The following is a 16,389-nucleotide window of genomic DNA, read 5'->3' as shown; positions in this document are numbered from 1 at the left end:
GAGTGGCCACATCCAGGCAAGTGGCTACTTCGAGTAGCGCATCCGGATGCCCTGCAAGAGCGAGAGCTCGATCTCTGAGGCGGAGAGCTCTTCAGGAAAGAGGACACCGGAGATCTTGCAGGCGTTGATGGAGGCGCCCCGCAAGTTGGATTGGCTGAAATCGATGCCGCGAAGATCGGATTGGCGGAAATAGCAATCACTGAAATCCAGCCCGGTGGCATCCAGGCCGCGGAGATCCAGGCCTCGCAGATCGCAGCTTTTCAAGTCGCACTTGTCGCCTGCGGCTTTCTTGACGTTGAACTCCTTAATGCAGCCTTCGCGGAGCAATTTGTACATCGGATCGTTTGAGATCCGCAGTGCGATCGGACTAGGCTTTGCCTGCTCCATACATCCTCCTATGCCGGTGGGCTCTGGCCTATATCGGATGCGGCAGGTGAATGCTTAAGCGGGGAAGGCCTGTTGGTCTGCCTGACGGGGGAGGGGTTGAACTCTTTGGTCCGAACTCAGTAATGTAGAGCCTTAGGTGTGTGGTTCAATAAACGAACTTGTAGGTCTCTAAGTTAATGAAAGGAGTGTCATATGCCGATCCGTTTAGGAGATGAAGCCCCGAATTTTACAGCCGATACGACCGAAGGCCCGATCAACTTTCATGAATGGCTTGGCGGTGGATGGGGGATCTTGTTCTCGCACCCGAAAGACTATACGCCGGTCTGTACGACTGAATTAGGGACCGTGGCCAAGATCACTCCTGAGTTCAAGAAGCGGGGAGTGAAAGTCATTGCGGTCAGTGTCGATCCGTTGGACTCCCATAAGGGCTGGATCAACGACATCAACGAAACTCAGCACACCACGATGAATTATCCCATCATCGCCGATCCGGATAAGAAGGTGGCGACCCTCTACGACATGATCCATCCGAATGCGATCGATAACATGACTGTCCGTTCGGTGTTCATTGTCGGACCCGACAAGAAGGTCAAGCTGACCTTGACCTATCCGGCTTCATGTGGCCGTAACTTCGATGAGTTGTTGCGCGTAATCGATTCGCTCCAGTTGACCTCAAAGTTCAAAGTCGCCACTCCGGCGAACTGGAAAGATGGCGAAGATTGCATCATCACTCCGGCCGTCAATGACGCGGAAGCCAAGACGCTCTTCCCGAAGGGGTTTAAGACGGTGAAGCCGTACCTGCGCTATACGCCGCAGCCGAATAAGTAACGAGCGTCCATATGTGATGCAAGGGGCGGGAGGTGCTGAGCATCTCCCGCCCTTTTTGTCTGGGGACAATAAGTCTGGTGAAACGCTAGACCAATAACAGACCAGCGGTACGGGCGTTTCTCCAGCCGGGACTTTCTAAAAACGTGACGAAATCGTTCGCTGTACCTGGAAAGCTGGCTTGTATGTCTCGAACCCATGGATAAGGTGTTGCTTTATTTTTGCGCGGGGTCGCTTGCTTGATGACGGTGTGAAGCCACTGCCCCTGTGAGTGAGGGAGCTGGATGACCGCCTTGGCAAATTGTCCCTGCAGTGTCAGTTTCACCCGTCTGGTTTGTGCTACTGCGATTGGCTGAGCGCCGAGCCATACCAGCCGGCGTTCAAGTGGTAGCTGATCGGCCCCTAGTCGTTTGCGGAGAAGGCTCCGTACCCAGGTCTTGGGGACGTGCGGCTCAGGCACGTCATGGTCGAACCACTGACGAACATCCATCGTGAGCCCTCGCCCCTCCAGAAAGTTCAGCATGGAGCGACGTAAGCCTTCGCCCAGCCAGGCTGGGGTTTTCCCGACAGGGTCGCGGTGAATCAGATCGTTGTCAGCAAAACCTTCAAATGTCGGTCCAAGGATGCGCAGTCCGTTGGCTTTGGGATTGAGGCCGACCGGGCTGTGGGCCGTCGTGGTAAAGCGGTGCCAGAAGGCCGATTGCATCAGGTCTGCTTTGAAGAGTTGCCGCACGCGTTCGAGAGCATCCACTGCCTCTTGGATCGTTTCCGAGGGGAATCCGTACATGAGATACGCATGAATCATAATGCCGGCCTCTTTGAAGGCGGCCGCGACGAGTGCGGTCTGATCGACGGTAATCCCTTTTTTCATCTTGTCGAGCAGACGATCCGAGGCCGCTTCCAGTCCTGCGGTCACGGCGATACAGCCGGAGGCGGCTAAGAGTTTGCATAGATCCGGTGAAAAAGCCTCTTCGAACCGGATGTTTCCCCACCAGGTGATCGCGAGCTTCCGTTCCAGTAATCCCAGTGCCAGCGCCTTCAGCGCCGCAGGCGGGGCGGCTTCATCCACAAAGTGGAATCCGCGTTGCCCGGTTTCGGCGATCAGGTGCTCGATTTGTTGGATCAGCCGTTCAGTCGGCGTCATTTCATACCGGCTGATGTAGTCGAGCCCGACATCGCAAAACGTGCACTGCTTCCAATAACAGCCGTGCGCGACGGTCAGTTTGTTCCAATGACCTTCGGACCAGAGGCGATGCATGGGATTCGTGCTGTCGAGGATTGTCAGGTAGCGATCCAGCGGCAATCCTCGATAGGTCGGACATCCGACGTCATTCATGCTGTAATTAGATACGGACCGATCGTCGGCGAAGCGGACGCGATGCTCGTCTCTGTAAAACGTTCGGCAGAGCCCGGTTTTCGGGCGTTGGCCCGTGAGATGTTCGAGGAGCGAGAGAAGCGGTCGCTCCCCGTCGTCCAAGGTGATGAAGTCCACGTAGTCGAACACTCGAGGATCGCGGACACGACGCAACTCCGTATTCGCATAGCCGCCGCCGAGCACAATCGGGAGATTCGGCCTCCGCTGCTTCATCGCCTGGGCAATCCGAAATGCGCCATAGAGATTGCCGGGAAAGGGGACTGACAGACCCACGAGGGTCGGATCCACACGGTCGAGGTGTGGCCACAGGGCATCCAGCAGGAATTCATCCGTCAGGCTGAGCGGCTCGGCGAGAGCCGAGGCTAATCGGTCGAATGAGGATGCGGAGTGAGCCAGATGTTCGGCGTAGCGGCTGAGGGCGAAGGATGGGCTGACCGTGGCTTGGACCAGGTCGGCGAGGTCTTCGAGATACAGCGTGCCCCAGTGCTTCGCTCGATCTTCAATCGGAACAGATTTCTGAAATCTCGTCTTGCCGTCGAACCGCGGACCTTGCGGAAGAAATCCAGGATGAACGAGCAGACTGGCTGCCCCTGGAGTCTTGCCCTGCAGGAACGTCACCACTGTGTCGATCGTACTCAGGTAAGCGTCTTCGTCCGCGAGCATGGCGAGGGCCTGTGGGGGAAGATCGTCTGATTGTTGCCGCACAAGACGAAAGACCTCCCGAAGTCCATCGGGACTGAACAGCCGCAAGACCATCTCGATCCCAAGATCGGCCTGTTCAGAAGCGATTCCCTGAGACTGCAAGAATCCGGAGAGATAGGCGGTGGACGGGTACGGGGTATTGAGCTGGGTCAGCGGGGGAATCAGTAACAGGACTCGGGGCGCGGTCATGACCTCGACATAGCATACTGTCAGGCGGGAATGCTATGTCGCCGGGCCTGATGGCACGGATGGCTGGCGCTGGAACTTACCGCTTCGTGTCGATAATGCTCCCCAGCATATCGTCGGCGGTTTTCAGCGTGCGGAGATTGGCTTCGAATCCGCGCTGGGCGACGATCTGGCTGACGGCTTCTTCTCCGAGATCGACATTGGACAATTCGACCTGGGCCGCACCGTATCCGCGGTCTTTCAGCACGCTCGGTCCGGCGGAATCGTCCTTTTGGACGACCGGCAACACGCCGCCGGTTCCGACCTCGACGGACTCAACCCTTGATTTATGGAATCCGTCGGTATTCACATTCGCCACGTTATGGGCGGAGACATCGAGCTTCTTGGCGAAATTCGTCAGGCCCGATAAGGCTGTGTCGATTGCGGACATCATAAAGCACCTCCCAGTCCCGTTCCGAGATAACCGCCTCGGTGCCTGCGGAGGGAATACTGTTCCGGGAGAGAGCTGGCACGCCAGTGGCGCTGGAAGAGGACTGCGTTGTGGCGGCTAGGCTGACCCTGGAACATACGTCCCTCGTTAGGTCCCTTGGCTTTGCGTCCCACCCTCTCGAGTGGTTTGCCCTTGTCACGTGGCCGGCATTGATCGGGATTGATCAACCTGGCCTCTGTTTCAACTGGTTTAAGTGTAGCAGATTCTGCGGGACCGCAGTGCAGCTGACCGGCGAGGAAGCAGCAACAACCGGCCTCAATGAGCAGCGGAAAGTTTATCGAGACGTTGCATGAAATGCTCGCAGGATGCAGCGATGCTTTCCGGTGATTCCCGTATCTGGCTTCCCAGAATGAAGACACAGTCACGGCCGTAGACCTCGCACATCTCTCTGATGCGGTCTTCTCCCATGCGACCCGCGGCGGTGGGGAAGATGGGCCGCAGTGGTCCCCAGGACTCTGTGCAGGCGGCCGCAATTTGCGTGCAGTCTCGGCGGCTGATCGGACAATTGAGGCCGTAGGTTGGATAGATGGTGATGTCTGCGCCGGCGAGTCGGGGAAGACGACCGTAGAGCACGCTTGGAGCGAGCCCCTGTGTCGGAGCCATGGCGTAGGTGCCGAGGAATGCCGGATGAGACATGATGGGCAGCGCGTCAGACGCGTGACGATTCAGATCGTGAAGCGCCTGCTATCCCACCAGCCCCGGTGAGAGGAGGATTCCATCCGCGCCTGCCTGCCTGGCGAATTGTGTTTGTGTCCATATGTCTTCGAGCGATCCGACGACGTGAGTAAAGTAGAGGCATCTGCGGCCAGTGGAGCGGCTGGCATCACGAATGGCGGCAAGGCAGCGCTGGACGCGTTCCTCGGAGGGGCAGAAGGCATGATCTCCAAGACCTTGGTCATCCTTGATGATGTCCACGCCGCCGAGTGCGAAGCTGTGGGCCAATTCCGCCAGCGCCTCAGGAGAGAGCCCTAGTGGCTTCAAGACGGCACAGACCAATGGACGATGGGCCACGTCAGTCATTGTACGGATGCCTGAGATACCGTGCCGAGGGCCGGGCCAGCTTTCCGGCAGCTGGGTGGGGAGATGAATGTCGGCGACTTGGACCTGGGGGCTGAGACTGGCCGTGCCGAACAGGGTGTGCAGCATCTGCGCGAACGAATGGCCAAACAGTTCAACGGGAAAACTGATCAGGGCCCGATGCCGCGTTTCCTCCACTCGTGAGAAATCCTCGACCCGGCCCAGGAGTCCTTCGGGAATTGGGCAGGTGCGCAGCAGGGACAGCGGGGCTTCTATGGTCTGATCGGCGCACAGGCGCTCGGCCATGTTCCGCCCCTGCGACTCAGTCCCCGTGAGATGGTACTCGACCGAAAAGCGGTCCCCCGACAGCCTATGTCCATGCATCGTCGTTCTCCCGATATTACGAAGCTCTGCTGGTGAGGCATGTGCGTCGGTCATCATACGTGTCTGTCGGGAACGCGTAAATCCCTGAATCCAACAAAACGCACAGCACTCTTCAAAGACGGATACAGACGGCCATGAACACTAAGGGAAGACCCTCAAGTTTGTGCCTGAATCAACCGAAACATGAGAGCTGAACGTTTGTGGTCCGCGTGAAGGATACTGTTCGATATGGCGCATCGCACAATTCCGCTCTCCGACCTGAAAGTCGGGATGTACCTGATCGGGGTGGACCGCTCTTGGCTTCACACGCCCTTTCTTCGGCATAAATTTGAAATCAGCGCGCAATCGGAAATCGACACCTTGTGGGCATCGGGCATTGCTCAGGTGACCATCGATACCGGTCGGGGCCTCGATGTGGCGGTTCCTGAGGTGACACCGTCCGATCCTGCCCCTGTTTGTGAGGCTCAGTCTTTGGCGCCCAGTCAGCCGGCCACAAATCCTGTTTCTCTAGAACGTACGGCGGTGATGCTGGCGGACAATCTTGCGCTGGCGAAGCAGCGGCGGACGGAGTGGATCAATCGGCTCAATCACATATTTGACGGCACGCGGGCGACAGGGCTGGTGTCATACGCAGAAGCCAATCAGCTTGTTGATGAGATGATCGGTTTCATCTTCGAACGCCAAGCCGCCTGTTACGCCGTCATGGGCCTGCGGGAGCAAGACCCGACGTTGCATGAGCATGGACTCACCGTGTGCACGCTGTCCGTCATTATCGGGCAGGCGTTATCCTATCCTCGCGAAGTGCTGCAACACGTGGGCGTGGCCGCGCTGCTCCATGATGTGGGTCTTGTCCGTCTGCCCAAGAACCTTCTGAAACGCACCAAGGCAATACCGCCGGCCCAGCAAGCTCTCTACGATAGCCATCCGGCGCAGGGCCTCGTGTTGTTGGAGAAAAGCGGGGTCCGCGATGCGGAGGTCCTGTCCATCGTCAAGCACCATCATGCCGCACCGACAGGTCCGGTCGGTACCGAAGGGGAGGCAGGACAAGACTGGGCCTATGCTGCGCTGGTGGGGATTGTCGACCAGTATGACGAATTGCTGACGGGCCAAACGGGCGGGCCACCGCTGTCGTCCAATCAAGCGATGATGCAGTTGTATCAACGCTACCGTGATCAGCCCTATTTGCTCGATCACGTGTCGTATCTGATCAGAGCGATCGGTGTGTTTCCTCTCTACAGTCTCGTGGCGTTGAAATCAGGGGAGGTCGGCGTCGTGGGATCCATTACCCCCGGCAAGGCGCACCTTCCAATCCTGTATCTCTGTCGGGATGCGAGAGGTGTGTCTTGTGCCCCACCCCAGGAATTGGATCTTGCCCAGGAACCTGAGGGCGGCCGAAGCATTCATGACATCCGGGACCCACGACGGGAAGGAATCGATGTGGAAGCGATTCTCAGGCAGGTGGCCGCATGAGCGCCCAGCCTCAACCGGAGCCGAACGCGCGCGGGGCGGGACAGATGTCCTGGTTGCCCACGCGAGAAGATACCTTTCTCTTGATGGAAGCGTCGGGCGACGCCGTCTTCGTCACCGACCGAAGCGGGCGGATCCTGTCCGTGAATCCGATGGCCCAGCAACTGGTCGGACGTACCCGCGATGTGATCGGCCAGTCGTTTCAGGACCTGATGGATTGCCGGTTGCCGGAGCCGAATGGATCGGGAGGTATTCCGTTCCAACAGATGATGAAAACCGGAGAAGTTACGATGGTGCCATCCCAGCAGTGGACGCGAGGGGATGGGACCCGGTTTGAGCTCTCGACGACGTTTTGGCCCCGAGTGCAGCTGGCCGAGCGAGTGGGAGCGGTCATCGTCACGCGGGATCTGACCTCTGCGATGGAAGTGCAGCGGGATGTGCAGCGCGTAGCGCGACTGGCCGAGGATTCACCGAATCCGATTGTCGAATTCGATGGCGCCGGCGGAATGCTCTATGCCAACACGGCGATGGTCGAGCTCCTGACCGTCTGCGGGGCGCTGGAGCGTGGGATCGAGGCAATGCTTCCTCCCGATCTTGAAGGCATTCTCAAGGATTGTCTGCGCACCCGCTCGGCGACCTGTCGAATTGAGCATGCGATCGCCGATCGAATCCTTGCCTGGTCGTTTTTCCCCCTGGGTGACCTTGATCAGATTCGAGCCTATGGGTTGGATGTGACGGCCGACGTGGCGCTGCGTCGAGCGAAGGAAGTGGCCGAAGAATCTGCCCGTGCCAAGGGGATCTTTCTCGCCACCATGAGTCACGAACTCCGGACGCCGATGAACGGCGTGTTGGGCTGCACACAGTTGTTACAGGACACGTCGTTGACCGATGCGCAACGGCAATTGCTTCAAACCATGCATCGGTCTGCCGAAGCGCTCTTGGTGTTGGTGAATGACATCTTGGATTTCTCAAAGATCGAAGCCGGCAAGATGTCTCTGGAAACAGCGGACGTGCATCTTCGTTCACTCATCGACGATGTGTTGACCCTCGTCTCTGAACTGGCGAAGAAGAAATCCCTGGAATTGACGGTGGAGGTTGCGCCGGAGGTCCCGGAAAGCCTGCGAGGGGATCCGGTGCGCCTGCGCCAGATTCTCTTCAATCTGGTCGGCAATGCGATCAAATTTACCGAGCGTGGCCGCGTGGCGGTTGCGGTGACGTTGCAGCAAGCGCCCTCCCATCTGCCGGAGAGCATCCTCCTGGCGTGGAGCATCACGGACACGGGCATTGGCATGACAGAGGAACAGCAGGCCAGACTGTTTCAGGCCTACTCGCAGGCGGAGGCATCGACCGCCAGGAAGTTCGGCGGGACGGGCCTCGGGCTGATGATCTGCCGCCAGCTTGTCGAGCTGATGGGGGGCGAGATCGCAGTCGAAAGCCAGGCCGGGAAGGGGACCACGTTCCGGTACACCACTCTGGTGTTACCGGCGATTCAGCGGGAACAGGTTCAACCCGTGGTCACAGCGGTGTCCAATCCGGAGTTACGAGCCGGGAGTACGAAGCGCATTCTGGTCGCCGACGATAACGAGATCAACCAGGTGGTGGCGTGCAAGTTTCTCCAGAAGCTGGGCTTCGAAGTAGAAATCGCCCGGAATGGTCGTGAAGCGCTGCAAGCCGCGTCGAGAACACCCTACGACGCGATCCTGATGGACTGCGAGATGCCGGAGATGGACGGCTATGACGCCACCCGTGCGATCCGGCAGCGGGAGACCGGCCAGGATCGACACATTCCTGTCATCGCCCTGACGGGTCATGCCTCCGCAGACGACGAACGAGTCTGCTTGGATGCCGGGATGGATGGCGTCCTCACGAAGCCGGTGACGCTTCCGGCGCTGCGCGGGATCCTCGACCGGATTCTTCGGCGCGAATAGGGATCGTCTCGCTCGCATCTTCCCCGACAGGCCCGCTTCCTCTGGCCACTGGACGCATCGCGTCGTCATCGGGTACGTTTGCCCATCGGAATGGGGGGATGACTGGTGGCGCACGACTATCTGCTGTATGGCGACTTCAATTGCCCCTTCTGCTATGCGCTGCATGAACGACTGCATGAGTTGCAGTTGCTCGATCGTTGTGCGTGGCGGGGCGTGCAACATGCGCCGCATCTGCCGCGCCCGATGAAGGCGTGGGGAGGGTCGTTAGGGGCGGAATTGCGCCATGAGGTGGCCGTCGTGCAGCGGTTGGCACCGGGACTGCCGATCGCGCTGCCGCCCGGCAAACCGAACACCGGGCCGGCAATTGCCCTGGCCGCATCGCGGTTCCAGCGCGATCGTGAGGCAGGAATGCAGATGGTGCGCGCCTTGTACCACGCATTCTGGGTGAAAGGACAAGACATCTCGAACCCCCTCGTTCTAGATGAATTCGGGGTTCCAGACGGGAGTGATCTCGACCAGATGATGGGGGAGTGGGAAGCGGTCTGGCACGAGACTGGCCAGGCCGGAGTTCCCCTGGTGGTTTCACCGGGAGGCGTTTTGCTGGTCGGGTGTGTGCCGACCGAGCAGATTCAGGCGTTCTTCAGTTTGCCGGACTGACATCACCCGATGTCGAGCGTCATGACGTAGTTCTGCAAGTCCCGCCGGTGCTCCTCTTCCGTTCCTTTCAGCGACTCGATCTCTTTCCGGAGTTTCTCCAGCTCCGTTTCCTGTCCATCCAGCTTTTTGACATAGCGATTGTACAGATCGGAGTTCTGCTGGAGCCGCTGCATGTTCTCGCGAATGCGGCCGTGCTCTGCGGTGATCTCGCCGATCCGCTGTTCGAGTCTGGTGCGTTGCGCACGGGTGTCATCGAGTTTGCTGCGGAGGTGCACGACCCGTTGCAGGGCCTCTTTCACTTTGGCGCTGACCTCTTTGGCCTGTTGGAAATAGACGATCTGGTCGAGGCCGCTTTCCAACAAGAGAATCGATTCCTGGATCGGGAGCGTCTCTTTCACGCGCAGGGTCGCGGTTTTGCCGGCGTCCACCGCGACGCTGAAACGATAGAGATCCCTGGTCCGTTCCGTCGCCTCTTTCGGCTCGACCAGTTTCCAATCGGCTCGATAGGGTTGCTCGATCAAGACCGTTCTGGCTTTGTGGTCGCGATTCCTGACGAGGTAGGTCCGATCCTCAACCAGCCGGCGAGAGACCAACATCGTGCCTTTCTTGAGCGAGACGGTCGCGAGCTCCTGGGTGCCGCCTTCGAGCTTGGGCTCGACTTCCGTTTTCAGGTCGAGCGCATAACTGATCAGCCGATCTTGTCCCGGCGCCAGATCGTGGATCTGCGCATCCCCGGCGTAGGTGCCGCCATCGAATACGGTGATGGGGCCTTGCATGAGATGGAGGGTGGAATTGTTTTTGAGGCGGTAGCCGTTGAGCGGATGTGTGGCATTCACGGACTGGTTATAGACGGCGAGTTTCTGGCCCTGGAGCGATTGGCCGATGATCGGCAGCAGCGCGCTCTGATGTTTCCCCAGCGTCACCGGTTGATCCAGGCGATATTCGAACAGCTCCCCCTTGTCTTCGGCCATCGCCATCGCGGCGACGCCCTGGTCGATGCGCCCCATCTCCATGTCCGCGGCCATGGCCGGTTCAGCCGGCGCGTTGGCGCGGCCGCCGGCAAAGCCTTCGGCCAGCTTCCCCAGTAACCGATCCTTCTTCGTCTCGCTTCTGGCCGGAGCGGCGGCAGCGGGGGAGGAGGATTTCGCCTCATCTATGGCGTCCCCGTAAGTGTGAGGTTTCAGGTTCGCATAGAGCTCCGGTTGCACGACCGGTCGGGGATTGTAGAGCGGCTGATAGAGATCCATCGTGAAGGAAATGGGCCGACCGGAAATGAGTGAGAGCTTCACATTCTGCCAGTCCTGATGCGTCTGATTCTCCACGATGGCCCAGCCTTGCAGGTACGGCGCTTTCTCCTCATCGAGCACCAGACGGTAGGTCGTTTTCCAGACCGGTGTTTCGGTCAGATAGGCGACGCGAGCCTGGCGGCTACCCGTGCCGTCGAACACAATGGAGACCGTCTTACGTTGGGCATCGTGGTTGGTCGCCAGGGTGGCCAGCGCCTGCTGCAGTTCGGCATTCAAGGCCGCATCCAATAATTTGACCCGCTGGATCTGCGCGAAGGGGAGCGAGCGAAAGCCCTCGTCCGTCAGAAGGTTGAGATATTCCTGCTCGATCGTTCGACGAGTCTGGCCGTCGCTCAGCGATTCCGTTTTCTTCTCCACGCCGAGGATAGTGCCCAGCAGGGCATTGGGCGCCGTCACCTCGACCCGTTCGCCGCGCACCTGTGTCAGAATCTGGCCCAGGGTCGGGTGTCCGTTGAGATTGATGCCGAAGCTGCCGAGGGTTTTCGTCACCGGGTCGCGCGACCCGTAGGTGACGGTGGAAACCTTCCCGCCGCCAAAATCCTGGGCCACGAGGCTCTTCAAGAGATCGTTGATCTGATTGGTCTGGAGCCGCAGCTCCCACTGCGTTCGGTCGGTCACCGTGCCGTCATGCTGGAAATAGCCGACCCCGCTGAAGTAGAGGACGATCTTGGATAAGGGCAGTGCAACCGCCGTGTCTGCGGCCGGGCTTGGCGCAGGAGCCAGCAGGGCGGAGAAACCGGCACAGGAGAGCACGACCGAAGAGAACACTGCACGCCAGCCACGTCGCATGGGAGCCTCCATCGTCAAAAGTGTCACCCTGGATCGATCCGATCCTGGGCGTAGGTGATATGACCTATCCCGGATATGTCGTCAAGGGGCCGATCCTTTCACCCGTTTTCCGCAGCCCGTAGCTCATGGTAGGGTGGGGGCCATGAACAAGTCAGAAGGCGAGACCATTCGGCAGATTCTGGCGGACTGCCGGACGATTGCCGTGGTCGGCGCGTCATCCAATCCCGCTCGCGCATCCAATCATGTGGCGGCCTATATGAAGGCGCAAGGCTACCGGGTCATTCCAGTGAATCCCAATGAACAGACCGTCGTCTGCGAGCCGGCCTTTCCGTCGCTCACGGCTGTGCCGGGTCCGATCAAGCTGGTCGATATCTTTCGGAAGTCCGAAGACGTCCTGCCGATTGTCGAAGAAGCGATCACGCGTGGCGCGAAAGCCATCTGGATGCAGGAGGGTGTCATCAACGAAGCCGCGGCGCAGCTCGCGCGGGAGGCCGGCCTCGCGGTCGTGATGGATCGCTGCTGGCTGAAGGACCATCTGGCGTGGCGAGCGCATGAATAATTCCTCAGCGATTCCTCCGCCAGAGCCCTCAGGAGAGGCCATCCACCGCCAGGCGTTGGTCGAGGCAGCAGAATTATTGGCGAAAGTGTTGGATACCACGGTTAAGATTCCCGGGACCTCGCTCTACCTCGGACTCGATCCCCTCATCGGGCTCATTCCGGGCATCGGCGATGTGTTGGCGAATCTAATCGGGACGGTCATCCTAGGGATGGCCGCGCGTCTGGAAGTGCCGCGTATCGTCATCGCCCGAATGAGCCTGAACCTGCTGATCAACGGCGCCATCGGGGCGATTCCCATCCTCGGCGATCTCTTCTCCGTCTGGTTTCGCAGCAATAGCCGGAATGCGGATCTGCTGCGTCAGGCGGCGACGCAAGCAGCCAGGGGCACCCACGCCGATTGGTCCTATGTCGTTGGAATCATCGCCGGGACAGTGGGGCTGCTCCTCGGTCTTGTCGCCTTCGTGCTGTGGGTGGCGGTCAGCCTCTGGAGCCGATTTGCCGGAATCCAGCAGAGCGAGAGCCGGGCCGGTCATAACCGATCTTGTCCTTGGTTCCTCCTGGCTTCCATGGTACATCTGGAGCGGTTTACTCAAGGAGGTGCCATGAACGGTTCGGGTTGTGTGCAGCCGAGTGCGACGGAAGAATCCACCACGCAGGGGACGGTCTTGGTCGTCGATGACGACGCAGCCGTGTGCCATGTGACCGGCCAGATGTTAGAGATGCACGGGTATCGGGTGCTCTATGCTGAAAACGGCGAACAGGCGATGGCGTTGCTCGATGAAAATAGCGATGAGATATCCATTCTAGTGGCGGATATCGTGATGCCGAAGATGTCCGGACCGCAATTGGCCCATCTGTTACGCATCCAGCGGCCGGAGTTGCCGGTCCTGTTTGTGTCGGGTCTGGTATCGTACTCGAATTTTGAGGGTGTCATGGGTGGATGGATGCTGAAGAAGCCCTATTCTCCCTCGATGCTGGCGTCGAAAGTCCGCGATGTGTTGGCGACATTTGGATCGAAGTCCGAGATGGCCTCCTAGCCCAGCCGGTCCTTGAAGGTGAGTTCGGCGATGGCCGATTTATCCAGCTCGCCTTTCCCGCTCGCCACCAGCCGTTGATATTGCGCCAGCGTTGCGTCCGCTACGGGAAGTGAGAGCCCGGCCGCGCGTCCCAGCGCGACGGCGATGCCGGAATCTTTCGCGGCGTGGGCCGCAGAAAAGTAGCAGTCATGGGCCCGCTGCTGCATATCTTCTCCGTCGGTCTCCAGGACGCGCGAGTTCGCGCCGGTCTGGCTGAAGACCTCGCGGAGCATCGTCAGATCCAGCCCGAGCGCCTGGCCTAACCCCAATCCTTCCGCCAGCGCCGCCGTGTTGCAGTTCATCACCATATTCACCAGCGCCTTCACCTCCGCCGCCGTCCCGCTCGCTCCGACATAGCGGACGGTCTTCCCCAGCGTCTGCAGCATGGGCTTCGCCCGTTCGAACGTCATTTTCCGGCCCGCGCACATCAGATAGAGCGTGCCCTGCCGCGCTTGCGGAATACTGCTCGCCATACAGGCTTCGAGCGAGGCGCCGCCGAGTGCGGTCACCCGCTGTTCCACGTCGCGATGGATCGACGGAGAGACGGTGGCGCAATTGATGAAGAGCCGGTCCTTCGCGTGGGCGAGAAGGCCGGTGGCATCGCCCACGGCAAAGATCTGATCCATCGCCGCATCGTCGGTGACGACCGTGATGACGGTCTGCGAGGATTCGGCGACGGCCGCCGGGTTGGCGGCGACCTGACAGCCGAGTTCCTTGGCCAGTTCCGTGGCGACGGCAGTATTCCGGTCGTAGACGGCGGAGATGGGAAAGCCGAAGTCTTTCAGGCGGCGCGCCATGTTCGCGCCCATGCGACCGACGCCGACAAATCCGATCGTCTCATGCGTGTTGGACATCGCAGTAGCTCCCTACAGGGGCACGGGGATCTCGCGTGCCCGGTATGACTAGAGTGGTTGTGGGGTTTCCGGTGGTGGCGCGAGGCGGGTCCAGCGCAGGCTGGTTTTTCCGTCGCTGGTGGTGAAGCCGCCTTCCTGCGTGGCGACGATGCCCAAACTCCGCTGCCGCTTTTGCGTGGGCTGCAACTGCACGAGACCGCCCTTCGTCACCACCGTGCCGCGGGTTTGATCCATGATGAACAGATCCGTGGCCGCGGAGGGTTTAATGGTCCAGACAAAGGTGGCCGGCCCTCCGGCATAGGTGCCGGTGCTTTCCCAGACTCCGACCAGAGCGCGATCCACGCTCTTGAGTTGAAACACCGGCACGCTCGTGGTGTTCTTCCGCAGGCTCCACAATTCAGCCGGGATTTTGCTGGGGGGCTGATCGCCGTCCAGCCTGGTCCAGGTGCTGTGGAGACTGCCGGTGGTCACAAACGAATCAGGCTGCCCCGTGACGTAGGTGCCCTTCCACGATTGGCCCTTGAACGTGTTCGCCCGGTCCAGCGACCACCGGCCGGACTCGGCATCCAGCACCCCATCGAACTGCGTCAGGGACGAGAGCGCCCAGGAGTGATTCTGCTCGATCACCAGCAAGTAATTATGTTTCGTCGTGCCCTGGAGGGCATGTGCCTGCCAGGTGCCCACCAGCGTGCCGGTGTCGATCGTCGAGGCTTTAGTGGGGCCGGTCGAGTCCGTTTCACCCACATGTCGTGTCTGCGTGACCGTCACCGGCGAAGTGCGCAAGAGCGACGAGGATCCGGTCTGGCGATCGGCCATGGCCGCATCCGTGGAGGACGCGGGAGAGGCCGGTGGAATCCGGGACGCCACGACGGCAGCCCCATACCGTTCCGCCGCGCTTCTGCCGATGGTCATCACGGAGTCTGAAAGGTTCGTCGCATGAATGGAGGAGACCATGACGGTGATGAGATTGTCGCTGCTCAAAAAGGTCAGTCGCGACAGCGAGGGCGGGGAGTCGATTCGAATGGCGCCGTCTCCCAGGCCCGCCACGAGCACGCTGTCGCGTCTGAGCCGGTCCTTGTTGAATCCGGCGCGCCGGTCCTTGCCCGGGGTTTCGTCTACTTGCACCGTCACGGCATTGGCGCTGTCGCGGGTTGATTTGAAGATGCAGGTGGTCGCATCGGTGCGCTGGCCTTCCTGGGCCGGTTCGCCCAGCGCGCGTTCGGCCTCTGCCGACGTAATTAGGGCACAGGGGTCGGTGTTCGAGGCGAACGGCGACATGCCGTTCCCGCAGGAGATGAGGGTCAGACTAGAGAGGCACAGACTGCCGAACGAGAACCAGCGAGACATACAGATACAGGCTCCAGAGAGATGTGAAAGGGATTGTACATGGATCGCGGGGCATGTGCTACCCGCTCCATTGGGGGGAGCGGGTAGTGCCTGAGAGGAACAACCTAGGGAGGTTCACGTCAATGACGAACAAGGAGCAGACGATTAGCCTGCAATGAATTTCAGCGAGACGCCGTTGATGCAGTAGCGGAGTCCGGTCGGCTTCGGACCGTCATCGAAGACATGGCCCTGATGGCCGCCGCAGCGGGCGCAGTGGACTTCGACGCGGGTCATGAAGAATTTCGAATCGGTGCGCGTCTCGATCACCTTCGGATCGATCGGCTGCCAGAAGCTGGGCCAGCCGGTGCCGCTGTCGAATTTATGTTCCGACGAATAGGCGGGGAGATCGCAGCCCGCGCAGTAATAGATGCCGGAAGCGTGATTCTCATGCAACGGGCTCGTAAACGCCCGTTCCGTGTCTTCATGGCGCAAGACTTGATAGGCCGCCGGCGACAAGAGCTTCTTCCATTCATCGTCGGCCTTCGTCACTTTGACAATGGCGGGGATTTCAACTTTGGGAGGCATAGAGCTTCTCCTTTATCGATCGCATCAGAGAGGGAGTGTGATGGTCAGTCGAACGACGGAGGTAATCCTTACATAAGGCCATACGGAAGGGCAAGGAGAGGGGATGTGGGGCTGGGGCTCAACTGCTCTCGCACCTCCCGGAGCGACCCATTCGGGCTCCGCTAAGCGGAAGTCTTCGGAAATTCCCTCGCAGACTCGGTCAGTTTCCGCTTTCCCTCTTAGCAGAACCTCGAAGGGTCCGCGCTCCTCCGGCAATGTTCGCATTAAGCCCCAGCCCCTTGGGGGAGAAGGGTTAAGAGATGCGCCTTCGTGCAAGTCGCAGACGAGGTGTCGTTTGAGCTAGGCTCGAAAAAGTGGACGCCTTCAACCTATGATCTGAGGTCTGGAGGTGTGGGATGGAACGGTTACCGCGACCGAAGTATACGAAGGAGTTCCGGGAGCAAGCCGTGCGGCTGGCGCGAGAGCAGGAGTTGACC

At 59.8% G+C, this 16,389-nt stretch carries 15 protein-coding genes and 1 riboswitch; of the genes, 6 read left to right on the top strand and 9 right to left on the bottom strand.

The window, feature by feature from the left end; genetic code table 11:
* Positions 1 to 24: 24 nt before the first annotated feature.
* A complete protein-coding gene (locus tag Q8N04_03370) occupies positions 25 to 387 on the bottom strand; it encodes a pentapeptide repeat-containing protein (GenBank protein MDP3089691.1) in 363 nt (120 codons plus the stop codon).
* A gap of 192 nt (positions 388 to 579) precedes the next feature.
* Here Q8N04_03370 and Q8N04_03365 point away from each other — a divergent pair, with 192 nt between their 5' ends.
* Positions 580 to 1,215, top strand: coding sequence for a peroxiredoxin (locus Q8N04_03365; protein MDP3089690.1), 636 nt, complete (start codon positions 580 to 582; stop codon positions 1,213 to 1,215).
* Positions 1,216 to 1,300: 85 nt separating this feature from the next.
* On the opposite strand, the gene Q8N04_03360 is transcribed toward Q8N04_03365, so the two are convergent.
* The 4 genes from Q8N04_03360 to Q8N04_03345 form a co-directional block, all read right to left on the bottom strand.
* A complete protein-coding gene (locus Q8N04_03360; GenBank protein MDP3089689.1) occupies positions 1,301 to 3,478 on the bottom strand; it encodes a radical SAM protein in 2,178 nt (725 codons plus the stop codon).
* A gap of 76 nt (positions 3,479 to 3,554) precedes the next feature.
* Positions 3,555 to 3,908 carry a flagellar basal body rod C-terminal domain-containing protein gene (locus tag Q8N04_03355; GenBank protein ID MDP3089688.1) on the bottom strand — a complete coding sequence of 118 codons (354 nt, stop codon included), beginning with the start codon at positions 3,906 to 3,908 and terminating at the stop codon, positions 3,555 to 3,557.
* A gap of 106 nt (positions 3,909 to 4,014) precedes the next feature.
* Positions 4,015 to 4,106, bottom strand: a riboswitch (cyclic di-GMP riboswitch).
* Between the two features lie 114 nt (positions 4,107 to 4,220).
* On the bottom strand, positions 4,221 to 4,601 hold the full coding sequence (locus tag Q8N04_03350) for a hypothetical protein (GenBank protein ID MDP3089687.1): 381 nt from the start codon (positions 4,599 to 4,601) through the stop codon (positions 4,221 to 4,223).
* Between the two features lie 48 nt (positions 4,602 to 4,649).
* Complete coding sequence (locus tag Q8N04_03345; GenBank protein MDP3089686.1) at positions 4,650 to 5,366, bottom strand: RuBisCO large subunit C-terminal-like domain-containing protein; 717 nt, start codon at positions 5,364 to 5,366, stop codon at positions 4,650 to 4,652.
* Positions 5,367 to 5,594: 228 nt separating this feature from the next.
* Between Q8N04_03345 and Q8N04_03340 the strand changes: the two genes are divergently transcribed.
* The 3 genes from Q8N04_03340 to Q8N04_03330 all read left to right on the top strand — a co-directional run bounded on the left by Q8N04_03340 (position 5,595) and on the right by Q8N04_03330 (position 9,418).
* Positions 5,595 to 6,836 carry a DUF3391 domain-containing protein gene (locus Q8N04_03340; protein MDP3089685.1) on the top strand — a complete coding sequence of 414 codons (1,242 nt, stop codon included), beginning with the start codon at positions 5,595 to 5,597 and terminating at the stop codon, positions 6,834 to 6,836.
* Positions 6,833 to 8,761 carry an ATP-binding protein gene (locus Q8N04_03335; GenBank protein ID MDP3089684.1) on the top strand — a complete coding sequence of 643 codons (1,929 nt, stop codon included), beginning with the start codon at positions 6,833 to 6,835 and terminating at the stop codon, positions 8,759 to 8,761. The genes Q8N04_03340 and Q8N04_03335 overlap by 4 nt, the downstream gene beginning before the upstream one ends.
* 105 nt (positions 8,762 to 8,866) lie before the next feature.
* Positions 8,867 to 9,418 carry a DsbA family protein gene (locus tag Q8N04_03330; protein ID MDP3089683.1) on the top strand — a complete coding sequence of 184 codons (552 nt, stop codon included), beginning with the start codon at positions 8,867 to 8,869 and terminating at the stop codon, positions 9,416 to 9,418.
* Between the two features lie 2 nt (positions 9,419 to 9,420).
* Here Q8N04_03330 and Q8N04_03325 read toward each other — a convergent pair whose 3' ends face one another.
* Positions 9,421 to 11,514: a hypothetical protein gene (locus Q8N04_03325; protein ID MDP3089682.1), complete on the bottom strand. Its 2,094-nt coding sequence runs from the start codon at positions 11,512 to 11,514 to the stop codon at positions 9,421 to 9,423.
* 142 nt (positions 11,515 to 11,656) lie between these two features.
* On the opposite strand from Q8N04_03325, the gene Q8N04_03320 reads away from it, so the two are divergent.
* Positions 11,657 to 12,073: a CoA-binding protein gene (locus tag Q8N04_03320; GenBank protein ID MDP3089681.1), complete on the top strand. Its 417-nt coding sequence runs from the start codon at positions 11,657 to 11,659 to the stop codon at positions 12,071 to 12,073.
* Complete coding sequence (locus tag Q8N04_03315; protein MDP3089680.1) at positions 12,066 to 13,109, top strand: DUF4112 domain-containing protein; 1,044 nt, start codon at positions 12,066 to 12,068, stop codon at positions 13,107 to 13,109. Before Q8N04_03320 ends, Q8N04_03315 begins: the two co-directional genes overlap by 8 nt.
* Here Q8N04_03315 and Q8N04_03310 read toward each other — a convergent pair.
* The 3 genes from Q8N04_03310 to msrB form a co-directional block, all read right to left on the bottom strand.
* A complete protein-coding gene (locus Q8N04_03310; GenBank protein MDP3089679.1) occupies positions 13,106 to 14,002 on the bottom strand; it encodes an NAD(P)-dependent oxidoreductase in 897 nt (298 codons plus the stop codon). The two genes, Q8N04_03315 and Q8N04_03310, sit on opposite strands and share 4 nt — an antisense overlap.
* Before the next feature lie 48 nt (positions 14,003 to 14,050).
* A complete protein-coding gene (locus Q8N04_03305; protein MDP3089678.1) occupies positions 14,051 to 15,349 on the bottom strand; it encodes a hypothetical protein in 1,299 nt (432 codons plus the stop codon).
* A 144-nt stretch (positions 15,350 to 15,493) separates the two neighbouring features.
* A complete protein-coding gene (gene msrB / locus Q8N04_03300; protein ID MDP3089677.1) occupies positions 15,494 to 15,913 on the bottom strand; it encodes a peptide-methionine (R)-S-oxide reductase MsrB in 420 nt (139 codons plus the stop codon).
* Between the last annotated feature and the right edge of the window lie 476 nt (positions 15,914 to 16,389).

This window comes from Nitrospira sp. (assembly GCA_030692565.1).
Classification (GTDB): domain Bacteria; phylum Nitrospirota; class Nitrospiria; order Nitrospirales; family Nitrospiraceae; genus Nitrospira_D.
The sequence above is the reverse complement of the archived record's forward strand: the minus strand, read 5'-3'. Positions and strand labels throughout refer to the sequence as shown.

What these genes read in the sequence shown, in the direction of transcription:
- Q8N04_03370 (MDP3089691.1), bottom strand. Translation starts at nt 387, where the DNA reads ATGGAGCAGGCAAAGCCTAGTCCGATCGCACTGCGGATCTCAAACGAT.
- Q8N04_03365 (MDP3089690.1), top strand. Translation starts at nt 580, where the DNA reads ATGCCGATCCGTTTAGGAGATGAAGCCCCGAATTTTACAGCCGATACG.
- Q8N04_03360 (MDP3089689.1), bottom strand. Translation starts at nt 3,478, where the DNA reads ATGACCGCGCCCCGAGTCCTGTTACTGATTCCCCCGCTGACCCAGCTC.
- Q8N04_03355 (MDP3089688.1), bottom strand. Translation starts at nt 3,908, where the DNA reads ATGATGTCCGCAATCGACACAGCCTTATCGGGCCTGACGAATTTCGCC.
- Q8N04_03350 (MDP3089687.1), bottom strand. Translation starts at nt 4,601, where the DNA reads ATGTCTCATCCGGCATTCCTCGGCACCTACGCCATGGCTCCGACACAG.
- Q8N04_03345 (MDP3089686.1), bottom strand. Translation starts at nt 5,366, where the DNA reads ATGCATGGACATAGGCTGTCGGGGGACCGCTTTTCGGTCGAGTACCAT.
- Q8N04_03340 (MDP3089685.1), top strand. Translation starts at nt 5,595, where the DNA reads ATGGCGCATCGCACAATTCCGCTCTCCGACCTGAAAGTCGGGATGTAC.
- Q8N04_03335 (MDP3089684.1), top strand. Translation starts at nt 6,833, where the DNA reads ATGAGCGCCCAGCCTCAACCGGAGCCGAACGCGCGCGGGGCGGGACAG.
- Q8N04_03325 (MDP3089682.1), bottom strand. Translation starts at nt 11,514, where the DNA reads ATGCGACGTGGCTGGCGTGCAGTGTTCTCTTCGGTCGTGCTCTCCTGT.
- Q8N04_03320 (MDP3089681.1), top strand. Translation starts at nt 11,657, where the DNA reads ATGAACAAGTCAGAAGGCGAGACCATTCGGCAGATTCTGGCGGACTGC.
- Q8N04_03315 (MDP3089680.1), top strand. Translation starts at nt 12,066, where the DNA reads ATGAATAATTCCTCAGCGATTCCTCCGCCAGAGCCCTCAGGAGAGGCC.
- Q8N04_03310 (MDP3089679.1), bottom strand. Translation starts at nt 14,002, where the DNA reads ATGTCCAACACGCATGAGACGATCGGATTTGTCGGCGTCGGTCGCATG.
- Q8N04_03305 (MDP3089678.1), bottom strand. Translation starts at nt 15,349, where the DNA reads ATGTCTCGCTGGTTCTCGTTCGGCAGTCTGTGCCTCTCTAGTCTGACC.
- msrB (MDP3089677.1), bottom strand. Translation starts at nt 15,913, where the DNA reads ATGCCTCCCAAAGTTGAAATCCCCGCCATTGTCAAAGTGACGAAGGCC.